This window comes from Micromonospora reichwaldensis (genome assembly GCF_031845925.1).
In the GTDB taxonomy this organism is placed as follows: Bacteria; Actinomycetota; Actinomycetes; order Mycobacteriales; family Micromonosporaceae; genus Micromonospora; species Micromonospora reichwaldensis.
The window spans coordinates 1-18,468 of the sequence record NZ_JAVRFL010000034.1; the positions used below are offsets into that span (position 1 = coordinate 1).

General features: G+C 75.8%; 16 protein-coding genes. 14 read left to right on the forward strand and 2 right to left on the reverse strand.

Annotated features, from left to right (window positions below):
- On the reverse strand, window positions 1-340 hold a 340-nt coding region (locus RM555_RS24170; protein WP_311413880.1), incomplete at its 3' end, for a hypothetical protein.
- A gap of 471 nt (window positions 341-811) precedes the next feature.
- Between RM555_RS24170 and RM555_RS24175 the strand changes: the two genes are divergently transcribed.
- Both RM555_RS24175 and RM555_RS24180 read left to right on the forward strand, forming a co-directional pair.
- Window positions 812-1,750 carry a tetratricopeptide repeat protein gene (locus RM555_RS24175; RefSeq protein ID WP_311413954.1) on the forward strand — a complete coding sequence of 313 codons (939 nt, stop codon included), beginning with the start codon at window positions 812-814 and terminating at the stop codon, window positions 1,748-1,750.
- Window positions 1,747-2,763 (forward strand): HAD-IIA family hydrolase, encoded by a 1,017-nt coding sequence (locus tag RM555_RS24180; protein WP_311413881.1) that lies wholly within the window; start codon window positions 1,747-1,749, stop codon window positions 2,761-2,763. The genes RM555_RS24175 and RM555_RS24180 overlap by 4 nt, the downstream gene beginning before the upstream one ends.
- 120 nt (window positions 2,764-2,883) lie before the next feature.
- Here RM555_RS24180 and RM555_RS24185 read toward each other — a convergent pair whose 3' ends face one another.
- Window positions 2,884-3,222 (reverse strand): SCP2 sterol-binding domain-containing protein, encoded by a 339-nt coding sequence (locus tag RM555_RS24185; RefSeq protein ID WP_132234479.1) that lies wholly within the window; start codon window positions 3,220-3,222, stop codon window positions 2,884-2,886.
- Between the two features lie 114 nt (window positions 3,223-3,336).
- Between RM555_RS24185 and RM555_RS24190 the strand changes: the two genes are divergently transcribed.
- The 12 genes from RM555_RS24190 to RM555_RS24245 all read left to right on the forward strand — a co-directional run bounded on the left by RM555_RS24190 (window position 3,337) and on the right by RM555_RS24245 (window position 18,417).
- On the forward strand, window positions 3,337-3,963 hold the full coding sequence (locus RM555_RS24190; protein ID WP_311413882.1) for a phasin family protein: 627 nt from the start codon (window positions 3,337-3,339) through the stop codon (window positions 3,961-3,963).
- Between the two features lie 28 nt (window positions 3,964-3,991).
- The gene (locus RM555_RS24195) at window positions 3,992-4,300 is read left to right on the forward strand and encodes a hypothetical protein (RefSeq protein WP_311413883.1); all 309 of its coding nucleotides are present in this window, start codon (window positions 3,992-3,994) and stop codon (window positions 4,298-4,300) included.
- A gap of 21 nt (window positions 4,301-4,321) precedes the next feature.
- The gene (locus RM555_RS24200) at window positions 4,322-5,182 is read left to right on the forward strand and encodes a TlyA family RNA methyltransferase (RefSeq protein ID WP_311413884.1); all 861 of its coding nucleotides are present in this window, start codon (window positions 4,322-4,324) and stop codon (window positions 5,180-5,182) included.
- A gap of 73 nt (window positions 5,183-5,255) precedes the next feature.
- Window positions 5,256-6,140, forward strand: coding sequence for an NAD kinase (locus RM555_RS24205; protein ID WP_311413885.1), 885 nt, complete (start codon window positions 5,256-5,258; stop codon window positions 6,138-6,140).
- A 116-nt stretch (window positions 6,141-6,256) separates the two neighbouring features.
- Window positions 6,257-8,014 carry a DNA repair protein RecN gene (recN, locus tag RM555_RS24210; protein WP_311413886.1) on the forward strand — a complete coding sequence of 586 codons (1,758 nt, stop codon included), beginning with the start codon at window positions 6,257-6,259 and terminating at the stop codon, window positions 8,012-8,014.
- 119 nt (window positions 8,015-8,133) lie between these two features.
- Entirely contained in the window at window positions 8,134-9,312 is a 1,179-nt protein-coding gene (gene steA / locus RM555_RS24215; protein ID WP_311413887.1) for a putative cytokinetic ring protein SteA, read from the forward strand.
- 27 nt (window positions 9,313-9,339) lie between these two features.
- Window positions 9,340-10,275 (forward strand): copper transporter, encoded by a 936-nt coding sequence (locus RM555_RS24220; protein ID WP_311413888.1) that lies wholly within the window; start codon window positions 9,340-9,342, stop codon window positions 10,273-10,275.
- Window positions 10,276-10,336: 61 nt separating this feature from the next.
- The gene (locus tag RM555_RS24225) at window positions 10,337-11,203 is read left to right on the forward strand and encodes a hypothetical protein (RefSeq protein ID WP_311413889.1); all 867 of its coding nucleotides are present in this window, start codon (window positions 10,337-10,339) and stop codon (window positions 11,201-11,203) included.
- A 1-nt stretch (window position 11,204) separates the two neighbouring features.
- Window positions 11,205-12,905, forward strand: a complete 1,701-nt coding sequence (gene murJ / locus RM555_RS24230) for a murein biosynthesis integral membrane protein MurJ (protein WP_311413890.1) — start codon at window positions 11,205-11,207, stop codon at window positions 12,903-12,905.
- Between the two features lie 55 nt (window positions 12,906-12,960).
- The gene (locus RM555_RS24235; protein WP_311413891.1) at window positions 12,961-14,127 is read left to right on the forward strand and encodes a glycosyltransferase family 4 protein; all 1,167 of its coding nucleotides are present in this window, start codon (window positions 12,961-12,963) and stop codon (window positions 14,125-14,127) included.
- Window positions 14,127-16,514 carry a hypothetical protein gene (locus RM555_RS24240; RefSeq protein WP_311413892.1) on the forward strand — a complete coding sequence of 796 codons (2,388 nt, stop codon included), beginning with the start codon at window positions 14,127-14,129 and terminating at the stop codon, window positions 16,512-16,514. Before RM555_RS24235 ends, RM555_RS24240 begins: the two co-directional genes overlap by 1 nt.
- Before the next feature lie 151 nt (window positions 16,515-16,665).
- A complete protein-coding gene (locus RM555_RS24245; protein ID WP_311413893.1) occupies window positions 16,666-18,417 on the forward strand; it encodes a CTP synthase in 1,752 nt (583 codons plus the stop codon).
- Window positions 18,418-18,468 lie beyond the last annotated feature (51 nt).

An 18,468-nucleotide genomic window follows, 5' to 3' on the forward strand; every position in this document is an offset into this window, starting at 1 on the left:
GGGCGGTTTCCGTGGCGGTGATCGCGAGGGTGGTTTCCGCGGTGGCGACCGTCGTGAGGGCGGCGACCGTCCGGGTGGCGGCTTCCGTGGCGGTGACCGTCGTGAGGGTGGTTTCCGTTCGGGTCCGCCGCGTGAGGGTGGCTTCCGTGGTGGCGACCGTCGTGAGGGCGGCGACCGTCCGGGCGGTTTCCGTGGCGGTGACCGCGAGGGTGGTTTCCGCGGTGGGGACCGTCGTGAGGGCGGCGACCGTCCGGGCGGTTTCCGTGGCGGCGATCGCGAGGGTGGTTTCCGTGGTGGGGACCGTCGTGAGGGCGGCGACCGTCCGGGTGGCGGCTTCCATGGCGGTGACCGCGAAGGTGGCTACCGTTCGGGTCCGCCGCGTGAGGGTGGCTTCCGTCGCGAGGGCGGCGACCGTCCGAGCGGTTTCCGTGGCGGTGACCGCGAGGGCGGGTTCCGTCGTGAGGGTGGCGACCGTCCGGGTGGTTTCCGGGGCGGCGATCGCGAGGGCGGGTTCCGTCGTGAGGGTGGCGACCGTCCGGGCGGTTACCGGGGCGGAGACCGCGAGGGTGGCTACCGGGGCGGCGACCGTCGTGAGGGCGGCGACCGTCCGGGTGGTTACCGGGGCGGCGACCGCGAGGGTGGCTACCGGGGCGGAGAACGCCAGGGTGACCGTCGTGAGGGCGGCTTCCGGGGCGGCGAGCGTCGCGACGAGCGGCGGGAGCGTCCGGAGGCGGAGGGGGAGCGTACGGCGGCCCCCGTGCTGCCCGACGAGATCGTCGCGACCGACCTCGACAAGGACGTCCGGGCCGAGCTGCTCTCGTTGGCGAAGCCGGTCGCCGAGACGGTCGCCCGGCACCTGGTGGCGACGGGTCAGCTGATCGACGAGGACCCGGCCGAGGCGCTGGCGCACGCGCTGGCGGCCCGTCGGCTGGCGTCCCGGATCGCGGCCGTCCGCGAGGCGGTCGGCCTGGCCGCGTACCACGCGGGAGAGTGGCAGACCGCGATCGCGGAGCTGCGTACGTACCACCGGATGAGCGGGTTGCAGAGCCACCTGGCGGTGCTCGCGGACTGCGAGCGGGCGCTGGGCCGGCCCGAGCGGGCGATCGACCTGTTCCGTGGCGCGGACCGGGAGAAGCTGGACCAGGCCGTGGCGACCGAGCTGCTGATCGTGGCGGCCGGAGCGCGCGGCGACCTGGGCCAGAAGGACGCCGCCGTGGCCATGCTCCAGGTTCCCGAACTGACGAGCGAGACGGCCGAGCCGTGGACGGCCCGGCTGCGGTACGCGTACGCCGATGCGCTGCTCGCGGTCGGTCGTCGTGACGAGGCCCGCGAGTGGTTCTCCCGGGCCGCCGACGTCGACACCGAGGGCGAGACCGACGCCGCCGAGCGGCTGCTGGAGCTCGACGGTGTGGTGATCGAGGGCGACGAGGAGAACGAGGAGTCCGCCGAGGCGATCGCCTCCGGCCCCGGCGCCCCGGGTGCGGTACCGGCCCGGCCGGACGCCGACCTCGCCGGCGACACGGAGTCGACCGACGCCGACGCCGACGAGGACGAAGGCGAAGACGACGAGGACGACGAGCAGGACGAGGCCGCAGTCGCGGCGGTGCCGTCGGACGACCTGACCGACGACGAGCTGACCGACGACGAGGCGGGCAACGTCGCCGCCGGTACGCGCGGCGACGACAGCGGCACCGCCACCGGCGGTGGCGAGCCCACCGCCTCCGGCGAGTCGGACACCGCGCAGCGATGACGACGGGTGCCGGGGAACGGCTGGTCGACGGGTACGCCCTGGTCGTCTTCGACCTGGATGGCGTGATCTACCTGATCGACCGGCCGGTCCCCGGCGCGGTCGAGGCGGTCGGCCGGCTGCACGCCGAGGGCCGGTCGGTGGCGTACGCGACCAACAACGCCTCGCGCCGCTCCAGCGAGGTGGCCGACCTGCTCACCGGGATGGGCGTGCCCGCCCGGCCCGAGGAGGTGCTCACCTCGGCGGCGGCCGCCGCGGAGCTGCTTCGCGACCAGCTTCCCGCCGGTGCCGCGGTGCTGGTCGTCGGCACCGAGGCTCTGCGGGCCGAGCTGCGCGCGGTCGGGCTGACCCCGGTGTCCCGGGCCGACGAGTCGCCGGTCGCGGTGGTGCAGGGGTTCGGCCCGCAGGTCTGCTGGGCGGACCTGGCCGAGGCGTCGGTGGCCGTACGCGGCGGCGCGACCTGGGTCGCCACCAACACCGACCCGGCCCTGCCCAGCGATCGTGGACCACTGCCGGGCAACGGTGCCCTGGTCGCCGTGCTGCGCACCGCGCTGCGCCGGGATCCCGACGTCGTCGTCGGCAAGCCCGAGCCGGCCCTGTTCACCACGGCGGCCCGACGTGCCGGCGAGGGCCGGACGCTGCTGGTCGGCGACCGGCTGGACACCGACATCGAGGGTGCCCGGCGGGCCGGCCTGGACAGTCTGCTGGTGCTCACCGGCGTGAGCGACGCGGCCGAGCTGCTCGCCGCCCCGCCGCACCGCAGGCCGACGTACGTCTCGATGGACCTGGCGGGGCTCTTCGACCCGGCGGCCGTGGTGCGGGTCCCGGGCCCGGCGGACGCCGGCGGATGGTCGGTGGCCGCGCGGGACGACGCGCTGGAGCTGGCCGGGTCGGGCCGCGCGCTGGACGCCCTGGCGGCGCTCTGCGCGACCGTCTGGTCGACGCGGCCGGCGCGGATCCGTCCCGGCTCGGCCGAGGCGGAGAAGGCACTGGCCGAACTCGGCCTGTCCGCCTGACGCCCGCCGACGCCAAACTCCGTCCCGCCGACGCCGAACTCGATCCGGCTGACGGCCGCCGACGAACTCCGTCCCGCTGACGGCCGCCCGCGTTTCCGGGTCGAGCCCGCGCGGGTTGACTCAGAGCAGCTTGCGCAGCTTCATCAGGTCGAGCGGGTTGGCCTTGATCGACACCCGCCGGGACGTGACCGCGCGGGTGATGTCGAGTTCGCCGCGGACCAGTGCGAGCAGGTCGTCGCTGCCGGTGCTCAGCGCGATCTTGGCCTTCGGGTCGTCGCCGTCGGCCAGGTCGACCAGGCGGCCGCCGGAGAGCCGGCCGTGAAAGGCGGTCTCCAGGTCGGTGATCCGGCAGGCCAGCGTCCGGTCGAAGTCGACCTTCTCCCGCACCGTCTCCGCGTTGCGGTCCAGCCGGGCCGCCAGATCCCGCAACGCCTGCCGGCATTCGTCCACGCTGGCCACCATCGCCCCCCTCACCGCTCGCCACGCCGTCCCCGGCACCGTACCGCACAGGGCGTCGCGGGGTGCCCGGTAGCGTGGCACCTGCACACCCCCGCCCCGCGGAAGGAAACAGGCATGCAGGACGCGTGGCGCGCCTACCTCGAGCTGGCCATGGGCCTGACGGAGGCGCCCCGGAAGAAGGCCCAGGACGCGGTTCGCCGGGTCGTCGGCTCGGGCGGGGCGACCGCCGCCCAGCTGCAGACCCTCGCCGAGGAGCTGGTCTCCACGGGCGCGGCCAACCGGGAGTCGCTGACCAAGCTGGTGCGGTTCGAAGTGGACCGGGCCCTCGGCGCGGTGGGGCTCGCCACCGCCGACGAGGTCGCCGAGCTGACCCGCCGGGTGCACGAACTCGAGCGCCAGCTCCGGGACGCCAAGGCGACCCTTGGCGCCCCGCCGCCGGCGCCGGCCGGTCCAGGGGCGCCGGTGCCCGCCGGCACCGGGGCCTCGGCGCACCCGGTGCCCGCCGCCGGGCCGTCGCCCGCCCCGGGCGCGGCCGAGCCGGCCGTACCGACGTCGGCGGCCCCCGCCCCGGTGGCGAGGCCGGCCGTCGCGAAGAAGGCACTGGCCAAGAAGGCCGTGGCGAAGAAGGCGGTGGCCAAGCGGACGCCGTCGGCCCTGGCCCCGACCGAGGGCGCCGCGGAGCCGGTCCGGCCGGCGAAGAAGGCACCGGCCCGCAAGCGGCCGCCGGAGGACGAGGCGTGACGCGCCCGGCCCCGACCGGGAGCGGGTCGTGAGCGGCCCCTTCCGGCCCGGCCCGCCGCCCGGCGCCCGCCCCGGCCCGCCGGGTGCCGGCCACGGCTCGGCGACCGGCCCGTTCCGCCCCGGCCCGCCGCCCGGCGCCCGGCCGGGCCCGCGCCCCGCCCCGTCGTCCCCGCCGGAGTCCGCCGACGACCTCGGCGACGACCGGCATCCCGCCGTGGACGCCGCCGTACGGGCCATGGCCAACGCCGCGACGCTCGCCCCGGCCGACCAGATCGCGCAGTACGAGGCGGCGTACGAGACGCTGCGGGAGACCCTCGCCACCATCGACCAGACCTGACCGACCGGAGAAGAACCACGCATGGCACGTCGTAACCGGCTGGACGCCGAACTCGTCCGCCGCGGGCTGGCCCGGTCCCGGGAACAGGCCGCCGCGCTGGTGGAGGCCGGCCGGGTCCAGTTGCGCGGCGTACCGGCCCGCAAGCCCGCCGCGATGGTCGATCCCGCCGATCCGCTCCTGGTCACCGGCGAGGACCCCGGCTCGGAGTACGTCTCCCGGGGCGGGCACAAGCTGGCCGGCGCGCTGGCCGCCTTCGCCCCTGGCGGGCTGACGGTGGCCGGCCGGCGGTGCCTGGACGCGGGCGCCTCCACCGGCGGCTTCACCGACGTGCTGCTGCGCGCCGACGCGGCGGAGGTGGTCGCGGTCGACGTCGGCTACGGGCAGCTCGCCTGGCCGCTGCGCAACGATCCCCGGGTGCGGGTCCTCGAGCGCACCAACGTCCGTACGCTGACGCCGGAGGTCATCGACGGCCCGGTCGACCTCACGGTCGCCGACCTGTCGTTCATCTCCCTGCGGCTGGTGCTGCCGGCGCTGGCCGGCTGCACCCGGCCCGACGGTGACCTGGCGCTCATGGTGAAGCCGCAGTTCGAGGTCGGCAAGGAGCGGGTGGGCGCCGGCGGGGTGGTCCGGGACCCGTCGCTGCGCGCGGAGGCCGTGCTCGACGTGGCCGCCGCGGCGGCCCGGCTCGACCTCGGCCTGGCCGACGTGGCCGCGAGTCCGCTGCCCGGGCCGAGCGGCAACGTCGAGTTCTTCGTATGGTTACGCCGGGACGCACCGCCGGCCGACCCGGAGCGGGTGCGCGCGGTGGTGACCGCCGGGCCGGGTGGCCCGGTGCCGTCCGGCGACCAGCCGGACGCGGCGACGGAGGAGGTGGCCGGGTGAGTGGACTGGCGAGCCCCGCGGTCGCGGGCGTGCCGCGCGGACGCCGCGCGGGCGCGACGGGACGGCCGTCCCGGTGAGCCGCACGGCGCTGCTGGTGACGCACACCGGTCGCCGGCGCAGCACCGAGCACGCCCGCGCCGTCGCCGCCGACCTGATCTCGGCCGGCTTCGAGGTGCGGGTCGTGGCCGAGGAGGCCGACGACCTCGACCTGCCCGGAGTGGTCCCGGTGACCGGCCTCGAGGCGGCCGAGGGCGCGGAGATCGTCTTCGCGCTCGGCGGGGACGGCACCTTCCTGCGCGCGGCGGAGCTGGCCCGCCCGGAGAAGGTGCCGCTGATCGGCATCAACCTCGGCAAGGTCGGCTTCCTCGCCGAGGCCGAGATCGACGACCTGGACAGCGCGGTACGCGACGTGGTCGAGCGCAACTACACCGTCGACGAGCGGCTCACCCTCGACGTGACCGCCGAGTTCGACGGCGGGCCGACCATCGAGTCCTGGGCGCTCAACGAGATCAGCGTCGAGAAGGGCGAGCGCGCCCAGATGCTGGAGCTGATGGTCGACGTGGACGGCCGCCCGCTGTCGCGGTACGGCTGCGACGGCGTGGTCTGCGCGACCCCCACCGGCTCGACGGCGTACGCGTTCTCCGGCGGCGGGCCGGTGGTCTGGCCGGAGGTGGAGGCCCTGCTGCTGGTGCCGATCAGCGCGCACGCGCTGTTCAGCCGGCCGCTGGTCACCGCGCCCACCTCCACGTTCGTCATCACCGTCGACCCGTTCACCACCCTCGCCGTGATGTCCTGCGACGGCCGACGCGTCTACGACCTGCCGCCCGGGGCGCGGGTCACCGTGCGGCGCGGCGCGCTGCCGGTGCGCGTCGTGCGGCTGCGGGACCGCCCGTTCACCGACCGGCTGGTGGCGAAGTTCGACCTGCCCGTGCACGGCTGGCGCGGCAACCGCCGCTGACCGAGGGTCCGGCCGGCGCCGACCGGGACCACCCGGTGGGGTGTCGGCGGGCGGACGCACCGGCGCGCGCACGCCGGCTGGTCAAGTGTCGGGGGCCGCGTCTACTGTCGGTTGCTGTGCTGGAAGAGCTGCGCATCACCGGACTGGGCGTCATCGAGGACACCACGCTGCCGCTGACCGGCGGCATGAACGTCATCACCGGCGAGACCGGGGCGGGCAAGACCATGGTGGTCACCGGCCTCGGCCTGCTCTTCGGCGGGCGGGCCGACGCCGGGCGGGTGCGCGCCCAGCCGGGCCGGGCGGTGGTCGAGGGCCGGCTGCGGCTCGCGGGCCGCGTCGCCGCCACCGTGCACGCGCGGATCACCGACGCGGGCGGCGAGCCCGACGAGGACGGCTCGGTGCTGCTGAGCCGCACCGTCACGGTGGAGGGCCGCTCCCGGGCGCACCTGGGCGGGCGGAGCATGCCGGTGTCGATGCTCGGCGAGGTGGGCGAGCAGGCGGTGGCCGTGCACGGCCAGTCCGACCAGCTGCGGCTGCTGCGGCCGGCCGAGCAGCGGGCCGCGCTGGACCGCTTCGCCGGCCCGGAGCACGAGAAGCTGCTCGACGCGCTGCGTGAGGCGTACGCCCGCTGGCGCGCGGTGGTCGACGACCTGTCCGACCGGCGGCGCAACGCCCGCGAGCGCAACCAGGAGGCGGACCTGCTGCGGCTCGGCCTCGACGAGATCACCCGGGTCGACCCGCAGCCCGGCGAGGACGACGAGCTGAAGGCGGAGGCGCAGCGGCTGGAGCACGCCGAGGGGCTGCGCACCGCGGCGCAGGTGGCCCACCAGTGCGTGGCCGGCGGCGTGGAGGCGACCGACGAGACGCCGGACGCGGCGGCGTTGCTCGGCACCGCCCGCCGCACCCTGGAGGCGCAGGCCGGCACGGACCCGGCGCTGGGTGAGCTGGCGGGGCGGCTGGAGGAGGCGGCGACCCTCGTCACGGATGTCTCCGCCGAGCTGTCGGCCTACCTCGCCGCGCTGGACGCCGACCCGGCCCGGTTGCAGACCGTCTACGAGCGGCGGGCGGCGCTTCGCGCGCTCACCCGCAAGTACGCCGACGACGTCGACGGGGTGATCGCCTGGGCCGAGCGTGCCCGCACCCGGCTGTCCGACCTGGACACCTCCGACGACCTCCTGGACGAGCTGGACCGGGAGGCCTCCCGGCTGGCCGGCGAGGTGACCGACCTGGCCGGCCGGGTGTCGACGTCGCGGCAGGAGGCGGCGACCCGCTTCGCCGAGCAGGTCACCGTCGAGCTGGCCGGGTTGGCCATGCCGCACGCCCGGATCGAGGTGGCGGTGCTGCCCCGCGCGGCCGGCCGCACCGAGCCGGCCCTCACCGTCAACGGCACCGAGGTCGGCGTCGGCCCGGACGGCGGCGACGAGGTCGAGCTGCGGCTGCTCGCCCACCCGGGCGCGCCCTCGCTGCCGTTGCAGCGCGGCGCCTCCGGTGGTGAGCTGTCCCGGGTGATGCTCGCCATCGAGGTGGTCTTCGCCGGCTCGGGCGGGCCACCCACGCTGGTCTTCGACGAGGTCGACGCCGGGGTCGGCGGGCAGGCCGCGGTCGAGATCGGCCGGCGGCTGGCCCGGCTGGCCCGCAGCCACCAGGTGCTTGTCGTCACCCACCTGCCGCAGGTGGCCGCGTTCGCCGACCGGCACCTGGTGGTGGCGAAGGACACGGGCGGGGCGGTCACCACGAGCGGGGTCCGGGTGGTGGAGGACACCGAGCGCGCCCGGGAACTGGCCCGGATGCTCGCGGGTCTGCCCGACTCGGACCTGGGTATCGCGCACGCCGAGGAGCTTCTCGCCGTGGCGGCCCGGGAAAGGCGCCCGTGAGGTCGGCGATTGTGAGCACAGGCACACCGGCCTGCGCGTTAGTGTGCTTCCCTGGGTAGGCGGCCCTGCTCAGGCATGTCGCGACAGATTTGCCTGCCTCACATGCCAGGATGGTCACGATGCGTCTACCCACGTTGCGCCGGACCCGGAACGCGGAACCGGGCAGGATCCTCGGCACCGCACGCCTCGACCGCCGGACAAAACGCCTGGTCGGCCGGCTCCGCCCCGGCGACATCGCGGTCATCGACCACGTCGATCTCGACCGTGTCGCCGCCGACTCGCTCGTCGCCGTCGGTGTCGGCGCCGTGCTCAACGCGAAGCCGTCGGTCTCCGGCCGCTACCCCAACCTGGGGCCCGAGGTGCTGGTCGCCGCCGGCATCCCGCTCCTGGACGACCTGGGGGAGGGGGTCTTCGAGCGGATCCGCGAGGGCGACACCGTCCGGATCGAGGGCAACACCGTCTTCGTCGGCGACGAGCCGGTGGCGCACGGCAGCCTCCAGGACGCCGAGACGGTGGCCAAGGCGATGGCCGACGCCCGCGAGGGGCTCTCGGTGCAGTTGGAGGCGTTCGCCGCCAACACGATGGACTACCTCCGCCAGGAGCGCGACCTGCTCCTCGACGGGGTCGGCGTGCCGGAGATCCAGACCGAGATGCAGGGGCGGCACTGCCTGATCGTGGTGCGCGGCTACGACTACAAGGCCGACCTGGACGTGCTGCGCCCCTACATCCGCGAGTTCAAGCCGGTGCTGATCGGCGTCGACGGCGGCGCGGACGCGCTGGTGGAGGCCGGCTACACGCCGGACATGATCATCGGCGACATGGACTCGGTCACCGACGACGTGCTGCGCTGCGGCGCCGAGGTGATCGTGCACGCCTACCCGGACGGCCGGGCGCCCGGCCTGGCCCGGGTCAACGGCCTCGGCGTGCCGGCGGTGACCTTCCCGGCGGCGGCGACCAGCGAGGACCTGGCCATGCTGCTGGCCGACGAGAAGGGCGCCTCGCTGCTGGTCGCGGTCGGCACCCACGCCACGCTCGTCGAGTTCCTCGACAAGGGTCGCGGCGGGATGGCCTCCACGTTCCTGACCCGGCTCAAGGTGGGCGGCAAGCTGGTCGACGCCAAGGGCGTGAGCCGGCTCTACCGGCAGAGCATCTCCGGGTCGTCGCTGCTGTTGCTGGTGCTCTCCGCGATCGCGGCGATGGCCTCGGCGGTGGCGGTCTCCACCGTCGGCAAGGCGTATTTGGGCGTGGTCTCCGAGTGGTGGAACAATTTCGTGTTCCAGCTCGAACAGCTTTTCTAGCGTCCCACCGATCAAGAGGCTGCAGGTGTGATCAATTTCCGGTACCACGTGGTGTCCCTGACCGCGGTCTTCCTCGCGTTGGCGATCGGCCTGGTGGTCGGCACCGCCGCCCTGAACGGCCCGGTGGCCGACTCGCTCAAGGAGAACGTCAACGCGCTGCGCAAGGACAATCAGCAGATGCGCCAGGCGGTCCAGAGCATGGAGAAGGAGCTGGAACTCGAGGAGGAGTTCGCGGCCCAGACAGCGGAGTTGTTGTTGCCCGGCAAGCTGACCGACAAGCGGGTGCTGGTCGTCGGCCTGCCCACCGGGCGCGACCACACCGAGGGCGTGCTCAAGATGCTCCAGCTCGCCGGGGCCAAGGTGAGCCGCCTCGACCTCCAGGACAAGTTCATCAACCCGGACAACAACAACAACCTGCTGGAGCTGGCGGTCACCGCCGCGCGCCCCACCAGCGCGCCGACCGCCGACCTGCCGAGCAACAGCAACGGTGTCGAGACGTCCAGCGCGCTGCTGGCCAGCGTCCTGCTCGACCGGGCGGCCGGCGCCACCCCCGTCACCGAGGCCGACCGGCGGGCGGTGCTCGCCGCCTACATCAACGCCAACTACCTGACCACCGAGGAGCCGGTCACCGCGTCGGCGGAGGCCGTCATCCTGGTCAGCGGGCAGCCGTACGTGGACAAGGACTCGGCGAAGAAGGACGAGTCGGTGCTGAAGGTCGCCGAGCAGTTCGACCAGGCCGGGACGCTCGTCGTGGGCGGCAACGGCTCGGCCGGGGGCAACCTGGTGGCCGCCGTGCGCAGCGACCCCGTGCTGGTGCAGACCATCTCCACCGTCGACAACGCCAACACCGTCCAGGGCCAGCTGGTCACCGCCCTCGCGCTGGTGCAGCAGGTCACCGAGAAGAAGGCCGGGCAGTACGGCGTCGCCGACAACGCCACCCTGCTGCCTAGACTGCCCCAGTGACGCAACGACGTACCCCGGTGTCCGGATCCAGCCTCGCCGACACACGGCGGGAGGGAGAGGCGTGAGTCTGCTCGGTCGACTGCTGATCGCCGGCGCGGGCGCCGCCGCCGCCCGCTACGCGCTGCGCGAGGTGCGCACCTCGCCGGCCGGGCCCGCACTGGAGCGCACCAACTTCCGCGGCCGCACGGTGAGCCTGGCCGCCGGCCCCGCCCTCGCCGCAGGCGCCGCCGCGACGGGCGCGTTCGGCGCCTCCAGCGGCCCGTCGGGAGCCGCCGCCCTGGTCGCCGGGGTGGGAGCCGGGGCGGTCGGGCTGTACGACGACGTGGTCGGCACCCGGCCGGAGCAGAAGGCGGCCAAGGGGTTCGCCGGGCACCTGGCCGCATTGCGCGAGGGCCGGGTCACCGCGGGAATGGTCAAGGTCGTGGGGGTGGGGGCCGCCGGCCTCGGCGCCGCCGCGCTGCTCGCCGCCGACCCCCGGGTCGCCGGGCACCGGCGTCGCCAGCGGCAGGGCGCGCTGGGCCGGGGCGTCGACGTGCTGCTCGGCGCCGGTGTCATCGCCGGCACCGCGAACCTGCTCAATCTGCTGGACCTGCGTCCCGGCCGGGCGCTGAAGTCCGGCCTCCTGCTCGGCGCCCCGCTGGCCGGTGGCCCGCACGGCGGGATCGCCGCCGGTGCCGTCGGCGCCGCCGCCGGGCTGCTCCCCGCCGACCTCGGCGAGGACGTGATGCTCGGCGACAGCGGCGCGAACGCGCTCGGCGCGCTGCTCGGCGTGGCGCTGGCCGCGCGTACCGGGCCCGTCGGGCGGGCCGGGCTACTCGCCGTGCTCGCCGGCCTCACGGCGGCCAGCGAGAAGGTCAGCTTCACCCAGGTCATCCAGCGCACCCCCGGGCTGCGCGAGCTCGACGCACTGGGCCGGCGCGCCGACTGACGTGACGACCCCGGCACCCCTCGCCGGCGCCGGCCGTGTCGCCGGAGCGGCCGCGCTCATCGCCGTACTCACCGTCCTCAGCCGGCTCGCCGGCTTCGGCCGTACCGCCGTCTTCACCTGGGTCGTGCAGAAGAGCGACCTCGGCGGCATGTACGTCATCGCCAACACCGCGCCGAACATCATCTTCGAGATCGTGGCCGGTGGCGCGTTGGCGAGCCTGGTCGTACCGCTGCTGGCCGCGCCGGTCGCGGCCGGTGACCGGCGCGCGGTGTCCGCCACCACCGGGGCCCTGCTCACCTGGACGGTCACCCTGCTGGTGCCGCTGGCCGTCCTGGTCGCGGTGGCGGCCGGCCCGATCGTGTCGCTACTCAGCGAGGGGCGCTCCGAGGCGGAGTTGGCGGCCGGGGCGCGGATGCTGCGGGTCTTCGCCCCGCAGCTGCCGCTCTACGGCGTCGGCATCGTGCTCACCGGGGTGCTCCAGGCACACCGCCGCTTCGCCTGGCCGGTGATCGCGCCGCTGCTGTCCAGCCTCACCGTGATCGTGGTGTACCTCGCCTTCGCCGGGACCGAGGGACGAAGCGTCGGCGTGGCGCAGGTCAGCGGTGGAGGCGAGCTGCTCCTGTCGGCCGGCACCACGCTCGGCGTCGTGGTGCTGTCACTGTCCCTGCTGATCCCGCTGCGGCGGTTGCGCCTGCGGCCACGCCCCGGGTACGCGTTCCCGCCCGACGCCCGGGCGCGGGTGGGCGGGCTGGCGATGGCCGGGGCCGTCACCGTCACCGCGCAGCAGCTCGCGCTGCTGGTGCTGCTCAACCGCGTCTCCGGCGGCCCGACCGGTTCGCCGCAGGTGTTCAACCTGGCCCAGACCATGTACCTGCTGCCCTGGGCGGTGCTGGCGGTCCCCCTCGCGGTGGCCGCGTACCCGACGCTGGCGACCGCCGCCACGGCGGGGCGGGACGAGGAGTACCGGCGTACGCTCTCCTCGACCGTGCGTGGGGTGCTGCTGTTCAGCTGCCTCGGCGCGGCGGCACTGGTCGGCACGGCCGCGCCGGTCGCCGCGTTCTTCTACCCGGGCGACCCGGCTTCCACCGCCGCGGCCATCGTCGGCTTCGCCCCCGGGCTGCTCGGCTACGGCCTCTTCGCGGTGCTCTCCCGCGCCCTCTACGCACGGGGCGACACCCGCCCGGCGACCTTCGCGATCACCGCCGGCTGGCTGGCCGTGCCGGTGGTGGCGGTGCCGCTGGCGGTCCTCCTGCCGGTGACGGACCGGGTGCTCGCGGTCGCCCTGGCCAACTCGGCCGGGATGGTGCTGCTCGGCGGGCTGCTGCTCGTCGCGGTGTGGCGCTCGGCCGGGCGCCCCGCGCTCGCCGGAGCGGGTCGGGCCGGCGCCGCCGGACTGCTCGCCGGCGCCCTGGCCGCGCTCGCCGGAACGGCCCTCGCCCGCTGGCTCGACGCCGCCGCCGGCGGCACCCCGACGACACCGGGCGCACTCGTGCAGGGCATGCTGTCCGGAGCCCTGGTCGGCGTGGTGTTCCTCGCCGTCGTCTGGCTGGTCGACCGGCGGGACGTGACGCCGCTGCTCGCCGGGGTGCTCCGGCGGCTGGGCAGGGCGGGCCGGCGTGGGCCGGCGGCCCCCGCCGATGGGACGGGCGAGGGCGACATCCCCCCGGAACGGGGTGGCGGGAAGGAGACGGTGTCCCGGTGAGCGGGTGCAGGACGGGTGACCGGCCGACGACTACCGACGAACGGGGGTGGTCGCGGTGACGCAGCCGGCACCGTTTCCCGGCTGGCGCGGCACGGTGGCCCTGCTGCTCGCCTCCAGCACCGGCGGCGTCGGGCAGCACGTCCGCTCGCTGGCCGAGGGGCTGACCGCCGCGGGCGCCTCCGTACTGGTCTGCGGCCCCGCCGCGACGCAGGAGCAGTTCGACTTCACGGGCGTCGGCGCCCGGTTCCTGCCGGTGGAGATCCCGGCCAGCCCGACCCCGGCCGACGCCCGCGCGGTCACCGCGCTGCGTCGGGCCCTCGCGGCCGAACCGGTCGACGTGCTGCACGCCCACGGCCTGCGCGCCGGGCTCGTCGCCGTGCTCGCCCGGTCCGCCGCCCCGGTCGTGGTCACCTGGCACAACGCGGTGCTCGCCGGCGGCCTGCGCGGAGGCGTGTCGCGCCTCGTCGAGCGGGTCGTCGCCCGGGGCGCCCGGGTGGCGCTCGGCGCCTCCACCGACCTGGTCGAGCGGGCCGCCGCGCTGGGCGCGGCGGACGCCCGGCTCGCCCCGGTCGCCGCGCCGGCACTGCCCGCGCCGCGCCGCCGCCGGGCCGCCGTCCGCGCCGAGTTCGGCGTCGGCCAGGACCGGCCGCTGATCCTCTCCGTGGGCCGGCTGCACCCGCAGAAGCGGTACGACGTGCTGATCGACGCCGCCGCCCGGTGGCGTACCCGGACACCGGCGCCGGTCGTGGTGATCGCTGGCAGCGGCCCCGCCTACCTGCCGCTGGCCGCCCGGATCTCCGCCGCCCGGGCCCCGGTGACCCTGCTCGGGCACCGCACCGACGTGGCCGACCTGCTGGCCGGGGCCGACCTGGCGCTGGTGACCAGCGACTGGGAGGCCCGTCAGCTCTTCGCGCAGGAGGCGATGCGGGCCGGCGTACCGCTGGTGGCGACGGCGGTCGGCGGCCTGCCGGAGCTGGTCGGCGACGCCGCGGTGCTGGTGCCGCCGGCGGACGTGGACGCCGTCGACGCGGCCGTGCGCGCCCTGCTCGACGACGAGGCCGGGCGGGCCGAGCTGGCGCGGCGCGGCGCCGCCCGGGCCGCCTCCTGGCCCACCGAGGCGGACACCCTGGCCCAGCTGGCGGCGCTCTACGCCGAGCTGGCCCCGCACGGCGCCGGACCGGCCGCTCCCGACGCCGACGCCCCGTCGACGGGACGCCGGTGATGCGGCGCAGAATCGCCCCGATCCTGCTGACCCTGGTCGTGGTGGCGCTGGGCATCACCGCGCTGACCGCCCGCCCCGAACGGGCGACGTCGCCCGGGCGCACCGCCGACTTCGTGGTGCTGGTCGGGGTCGCCGGGCTGCGCTGGGAGGACGTCGACCCGCAGACCACGCCGACGCTGTGGCGGATGGCCCAGGACGGCTCGATCGGCTCCCTGTCGGTCCGTTCCGCGCACCGCCCGACCTGCCCGGTGGACGGTTGGCTGACCCTCGGCGCCGGCAGCTACGCCGCCTGGAACGGCAGCCGTCAGGCCGAGGGCTGTCCACCGGCCCAGGTGACGGTCGAGCAGCCCGACGGCATCGGCGCGAACCTGCCCGACCAGGAGAGCGTCGTCCTGCACAACCAGGAGCGGCTGCCCTGGGGCACGGTGCCGGGCGCGCTGGCGGAGTCGGTGCGCTGCTCGGTGGCGGTCGGGCCCGGCGCGGCCGTGGCCGCCGCCCGACCGTTCGGCCGCGTCGACCGGTACGCGCCGGCGCTCCCGGAGGACCCGGCGGGCCTGCTCGGCTCCTGCGTGCTGAGCATCGTCGACCTCGGCACGGTCACCGGCGAGGACCCGGCGGCCCGGGCCGCGGTCGCGAGGGAGGCGGACGCCCGCCTGGCCCGGGTGCTGGCCGCCCGGCCGCCGCGCTCGCTGGTGCTCGTCGCCGGGGTCTCCGACACCGACGCCCCGTCCCGGCTGCACGTCGTCGTCGCCGACGGGCCGGGCTGGGAAGGCGGGTGGCTCACCTCGGCCAGCACCGGCCGCGAGGGCTACCTGCAACTGGTCGACCTCGCGCCGACCGCGCTCACCGCGCTGGGCCGGCCGATGCCCGAACGGCTCTTCCTCGGCCGACCCGCCGAGTCGGTCGGCGGGCGGCCGGCCGACCTCGCCGCCGCGATCGCCGCGCCGGCGGACGCCGACCGGGAGGCGGCCGCCCAGCGCCGGGTGGCCGACTGGTTCTTCACCCTGCTGGCCGGCGCCCAGGTGCTGCTGGCCGTGGCGGTGCTGCCGCTGCTGCGCCGGGCCCGCCGGCACGCCGGCCCGTACGGCCCGGAGCCGGTCTCGCGGCGGGTGGTGGCGGTCGTGGAGCTGCTGCTGGTCGCGGCGGCCCTCGCCGTCCCGGCCGCGCTGCTGGCTGACGCCGTGCCCTGGTGGCGCGGGGACCACGCGGGCGTCTATTTCGCCGGGGTGACCGTGCTGCTGCTGGTCGCCGCGACCGCCGTGGTGCGGCTCGCCCCCGGGCACGCGAGCACGCTCGGTCCGCTCGGTGCGGTGGCCGGCCTGACCACGCTGGCCGTGGGGCTGGACGTGCTCACCGGCGCCCGCCTCCAGCTCAACGGGGTGGTCGGCTACTCCGCCCTGGAGGGCGGCCGGTACGCCGGGCTCGGCACCGTCGGGCTCGGGGTGTTCCTGGCCGGCTCCCTGCTGAGCGCGGGGTGGCTGGCCCAGCGGGTCCGCCGGTCCTGGCGGCCGCCCGTGATGGTGGCCGTCGGCGGCGCCGCCGTGCTGGTCGTCGGCAGCCCGTACCTGGGGGCCGACCCGATCGGCGCGATCGCGCTGACCGCCGGGCTGAGCGTCGCCGCGGCGATCAGCGCCGGCGGCTGGCTGACGATCAGCAGGCTGGCCTGGGCCACCATGGCCGGGCTCGCGCTGACGATCGGCTTCGCGGTGCTCGACCTGCGCCGGCCCGCCGCCGAGCGGGGCAGCCTCGGCCGGTTCCTGGCCGCCGTCGGTGACGGCACCGCCGGGCTCACCGTGCACCGCTCCAGCACGGCCAACTTCGAGACCCTGGTCAACAGCCCGCTGACGGTGCTGGCCCTGGCCGGCGCCCTGCTGGTCTGGTTCGCCCTGCTCCAGCCGTGGGGTGGGCTGATGCGACTGTTCGGCATCTACCCGGCGATACGGGCGGCGATGGCCGGCACCGCCGTCGCCGCGGTGACCGGTGGGGTGCTGGGCGGCGACGCCCTGGACGTGGCCGGCGCTGCCGCCGCCCTGGTGGTGCCGATGGCGGCGCTGGCCGCGCTGCGGGTGCTCGACCACTCCACCGACCGCACGCTGCCCGACGCGGGCCGCCCGCGCGACGAGGGGCCCGGCGGCACGGGCGACGGCTCGGGCGATGACACCGGCGGGGGACCGGACGGCGCCGGCCCGGACCGCCCGGCACCGACCGGCGCGGGGCCGGGCGCCGCCCGTACCCCGGATCCGGGTGCGGGACCGGCCACGGCGGCGGCGCCCCCGGCTCCGCGGGCCCCGGGCCCGGCGACCGGGGCGGCCGGGCCGACGGCGGGAAACGGCGTGGGGGAGCGCGCGCCGGCCGGCCTGACATCGACCGAGGTCACCGCCGGCTGAGGCGCGGGCGGGACGTCCCGCAGCCCGCTCCGGGTGCGCCCGGCGGGTGGGCCGGGAGAGGTGTTACCGTGGAATCCCGTGGATCGCGTGATCACTTGGCTGATCGGCACGGCGGTCTGCACGACCGCGACGGACGACACGGGAGCAGGCCTTGGCCCCTTCAGCACGGACGACCAGGCACATTTTCGTCACCGGGGGAGTCGCCTCCTCGCTGGGTAAGGGCCTCACCGCCTCCAGCCTCGGCAACCTGCTCACCGCGCGCGGCCTGCGCGTGGTCATGCAGAAGCTCGACCCCTACCTCAACGTCGACCCGGGGACGATGAACCCGTTCCAGCACGGTGAGGTCTTCGTCACCGAGGACGGCGCCGAGACCGATCTCGACGTCGGGCACTACGAGCGGTTCCTGGACCGGGCGCTCTCCGGCAAGGCGAACGTCACCACCGGCCAGATCTACTCGGAGGTGATCGCCAAGGAGCGGCGCGGCGAGTACCTGGGCGACACCGTCCAGGTCATCCCGCACATCACCAACGAGATCAAGTCGCGGATCCTGGCGATGGCCGACCCGGACGACGACGGTCAGGTGCCGGACGTGGTGATCACCGAGGTCGGCGGCACCGTCGGCGACATCGAGTCGCTGCCGTTCCTGGAGTCGATCCGCCAGGTCCGCCACGACCTGGGCCGGGACAACTGCTTCTATCTGCACGTCTCACTGGTGCCGTACCTGGCGCCGTCGGGCGAGCTGAAGACGAAGCCGACCCAGCACTCGGTGGCCCAACTGCGCAGCATCGGCATCCAGCCCGACGCGCTGGTGCTGCGCTGCGACCGGGAGATCCCCGACAAGGTCAAGCAGAAGCTGTCGCTCTACTGCGACGTCGACCGCGAGGCCGTCACCGCCGCCCCGGACGCGCCGAGCATCTACGACATCCCGAAGGTGCTGCACCGCGAGGGCCTCGACGCGTACGTGGTGCGCCGGCTCGGCCTCTCCTTCCGCGACGTCGACTGGACCAGCTGGGACGACCTGCTGGACCGGGTGCACCAGCCCCGGCACACCGTCACCGTCGCCGTGGTCGGCAAGTACGTCGACCTGCCCGACGCGTACCTGTCGGTCAGCGAGGCGATCCGGGCCGCCGGCTTCGGCCACCGGTCCCGGGTGCAGCTGCGCTGGGTGCCCAGCGACGAGTGCGTCACCCCGTCCGGCGCGGCGGCCGCCCTGGCCGGCGTCGACGGCATCGTCATCCCCGGCGGCTTCGGGGTGCGCGGCATCGAGGGCAAGATCGGCACCGCCCGGTACGCCCGGGAGAACGGCATCCCGCTGCTCGGCCTCTGCCTCGGCCTGCAGTGCATGACCATCGACGTGGCCCGGCACCTGGCCGGCCTGGAGGGCGCCAACTCGCTGGAGTTCGACGAGGAGGCCGCGCACCCGGTCATCGCCACCATGGCCGACCAGGAGGACATCGTGGCCGGCAGGGGCGACCTGGGCGGCACCATGCGGCTGGGCGCGTACCCGGCGGCGCTCGCCGAGGGCTCGCTCGTCGCCGAGGCGTACGGCAGCACCGAGGTCAGCGAGCGGCACCGGCACCGGTACGAGGTGAACAACGCCTACCGCGACGCGCTGGCCAAGGCGGGCCTGCACATCTCCGGCACCTCGCCCGACGGGCGGCTGGTCGAGTTCATCGAGCTGGACCGCGACCTGCACCCGTTCTTCGTGGCCACCCAGGCGCACCCGGAGCTGAAGAGCCGGCCGACCCGGCCGCACCCGCTGTTCGCCTCCTTCGTGAAGGCGGCGGTGTCCTACTCGGAGGCCGACCAGCTCCCGGTCGACCTGGACGCCGCCGAGAGCGCGGCGGCGAAGAACGCCACCCGCAACGGTGGCGCCGCCGCGAAGGCGACGTCGGCCTCGTGAGCGAGCGTAGCGAGCGAACCATCGGGCACCGCGGCACGGCGCCTCGCGCCG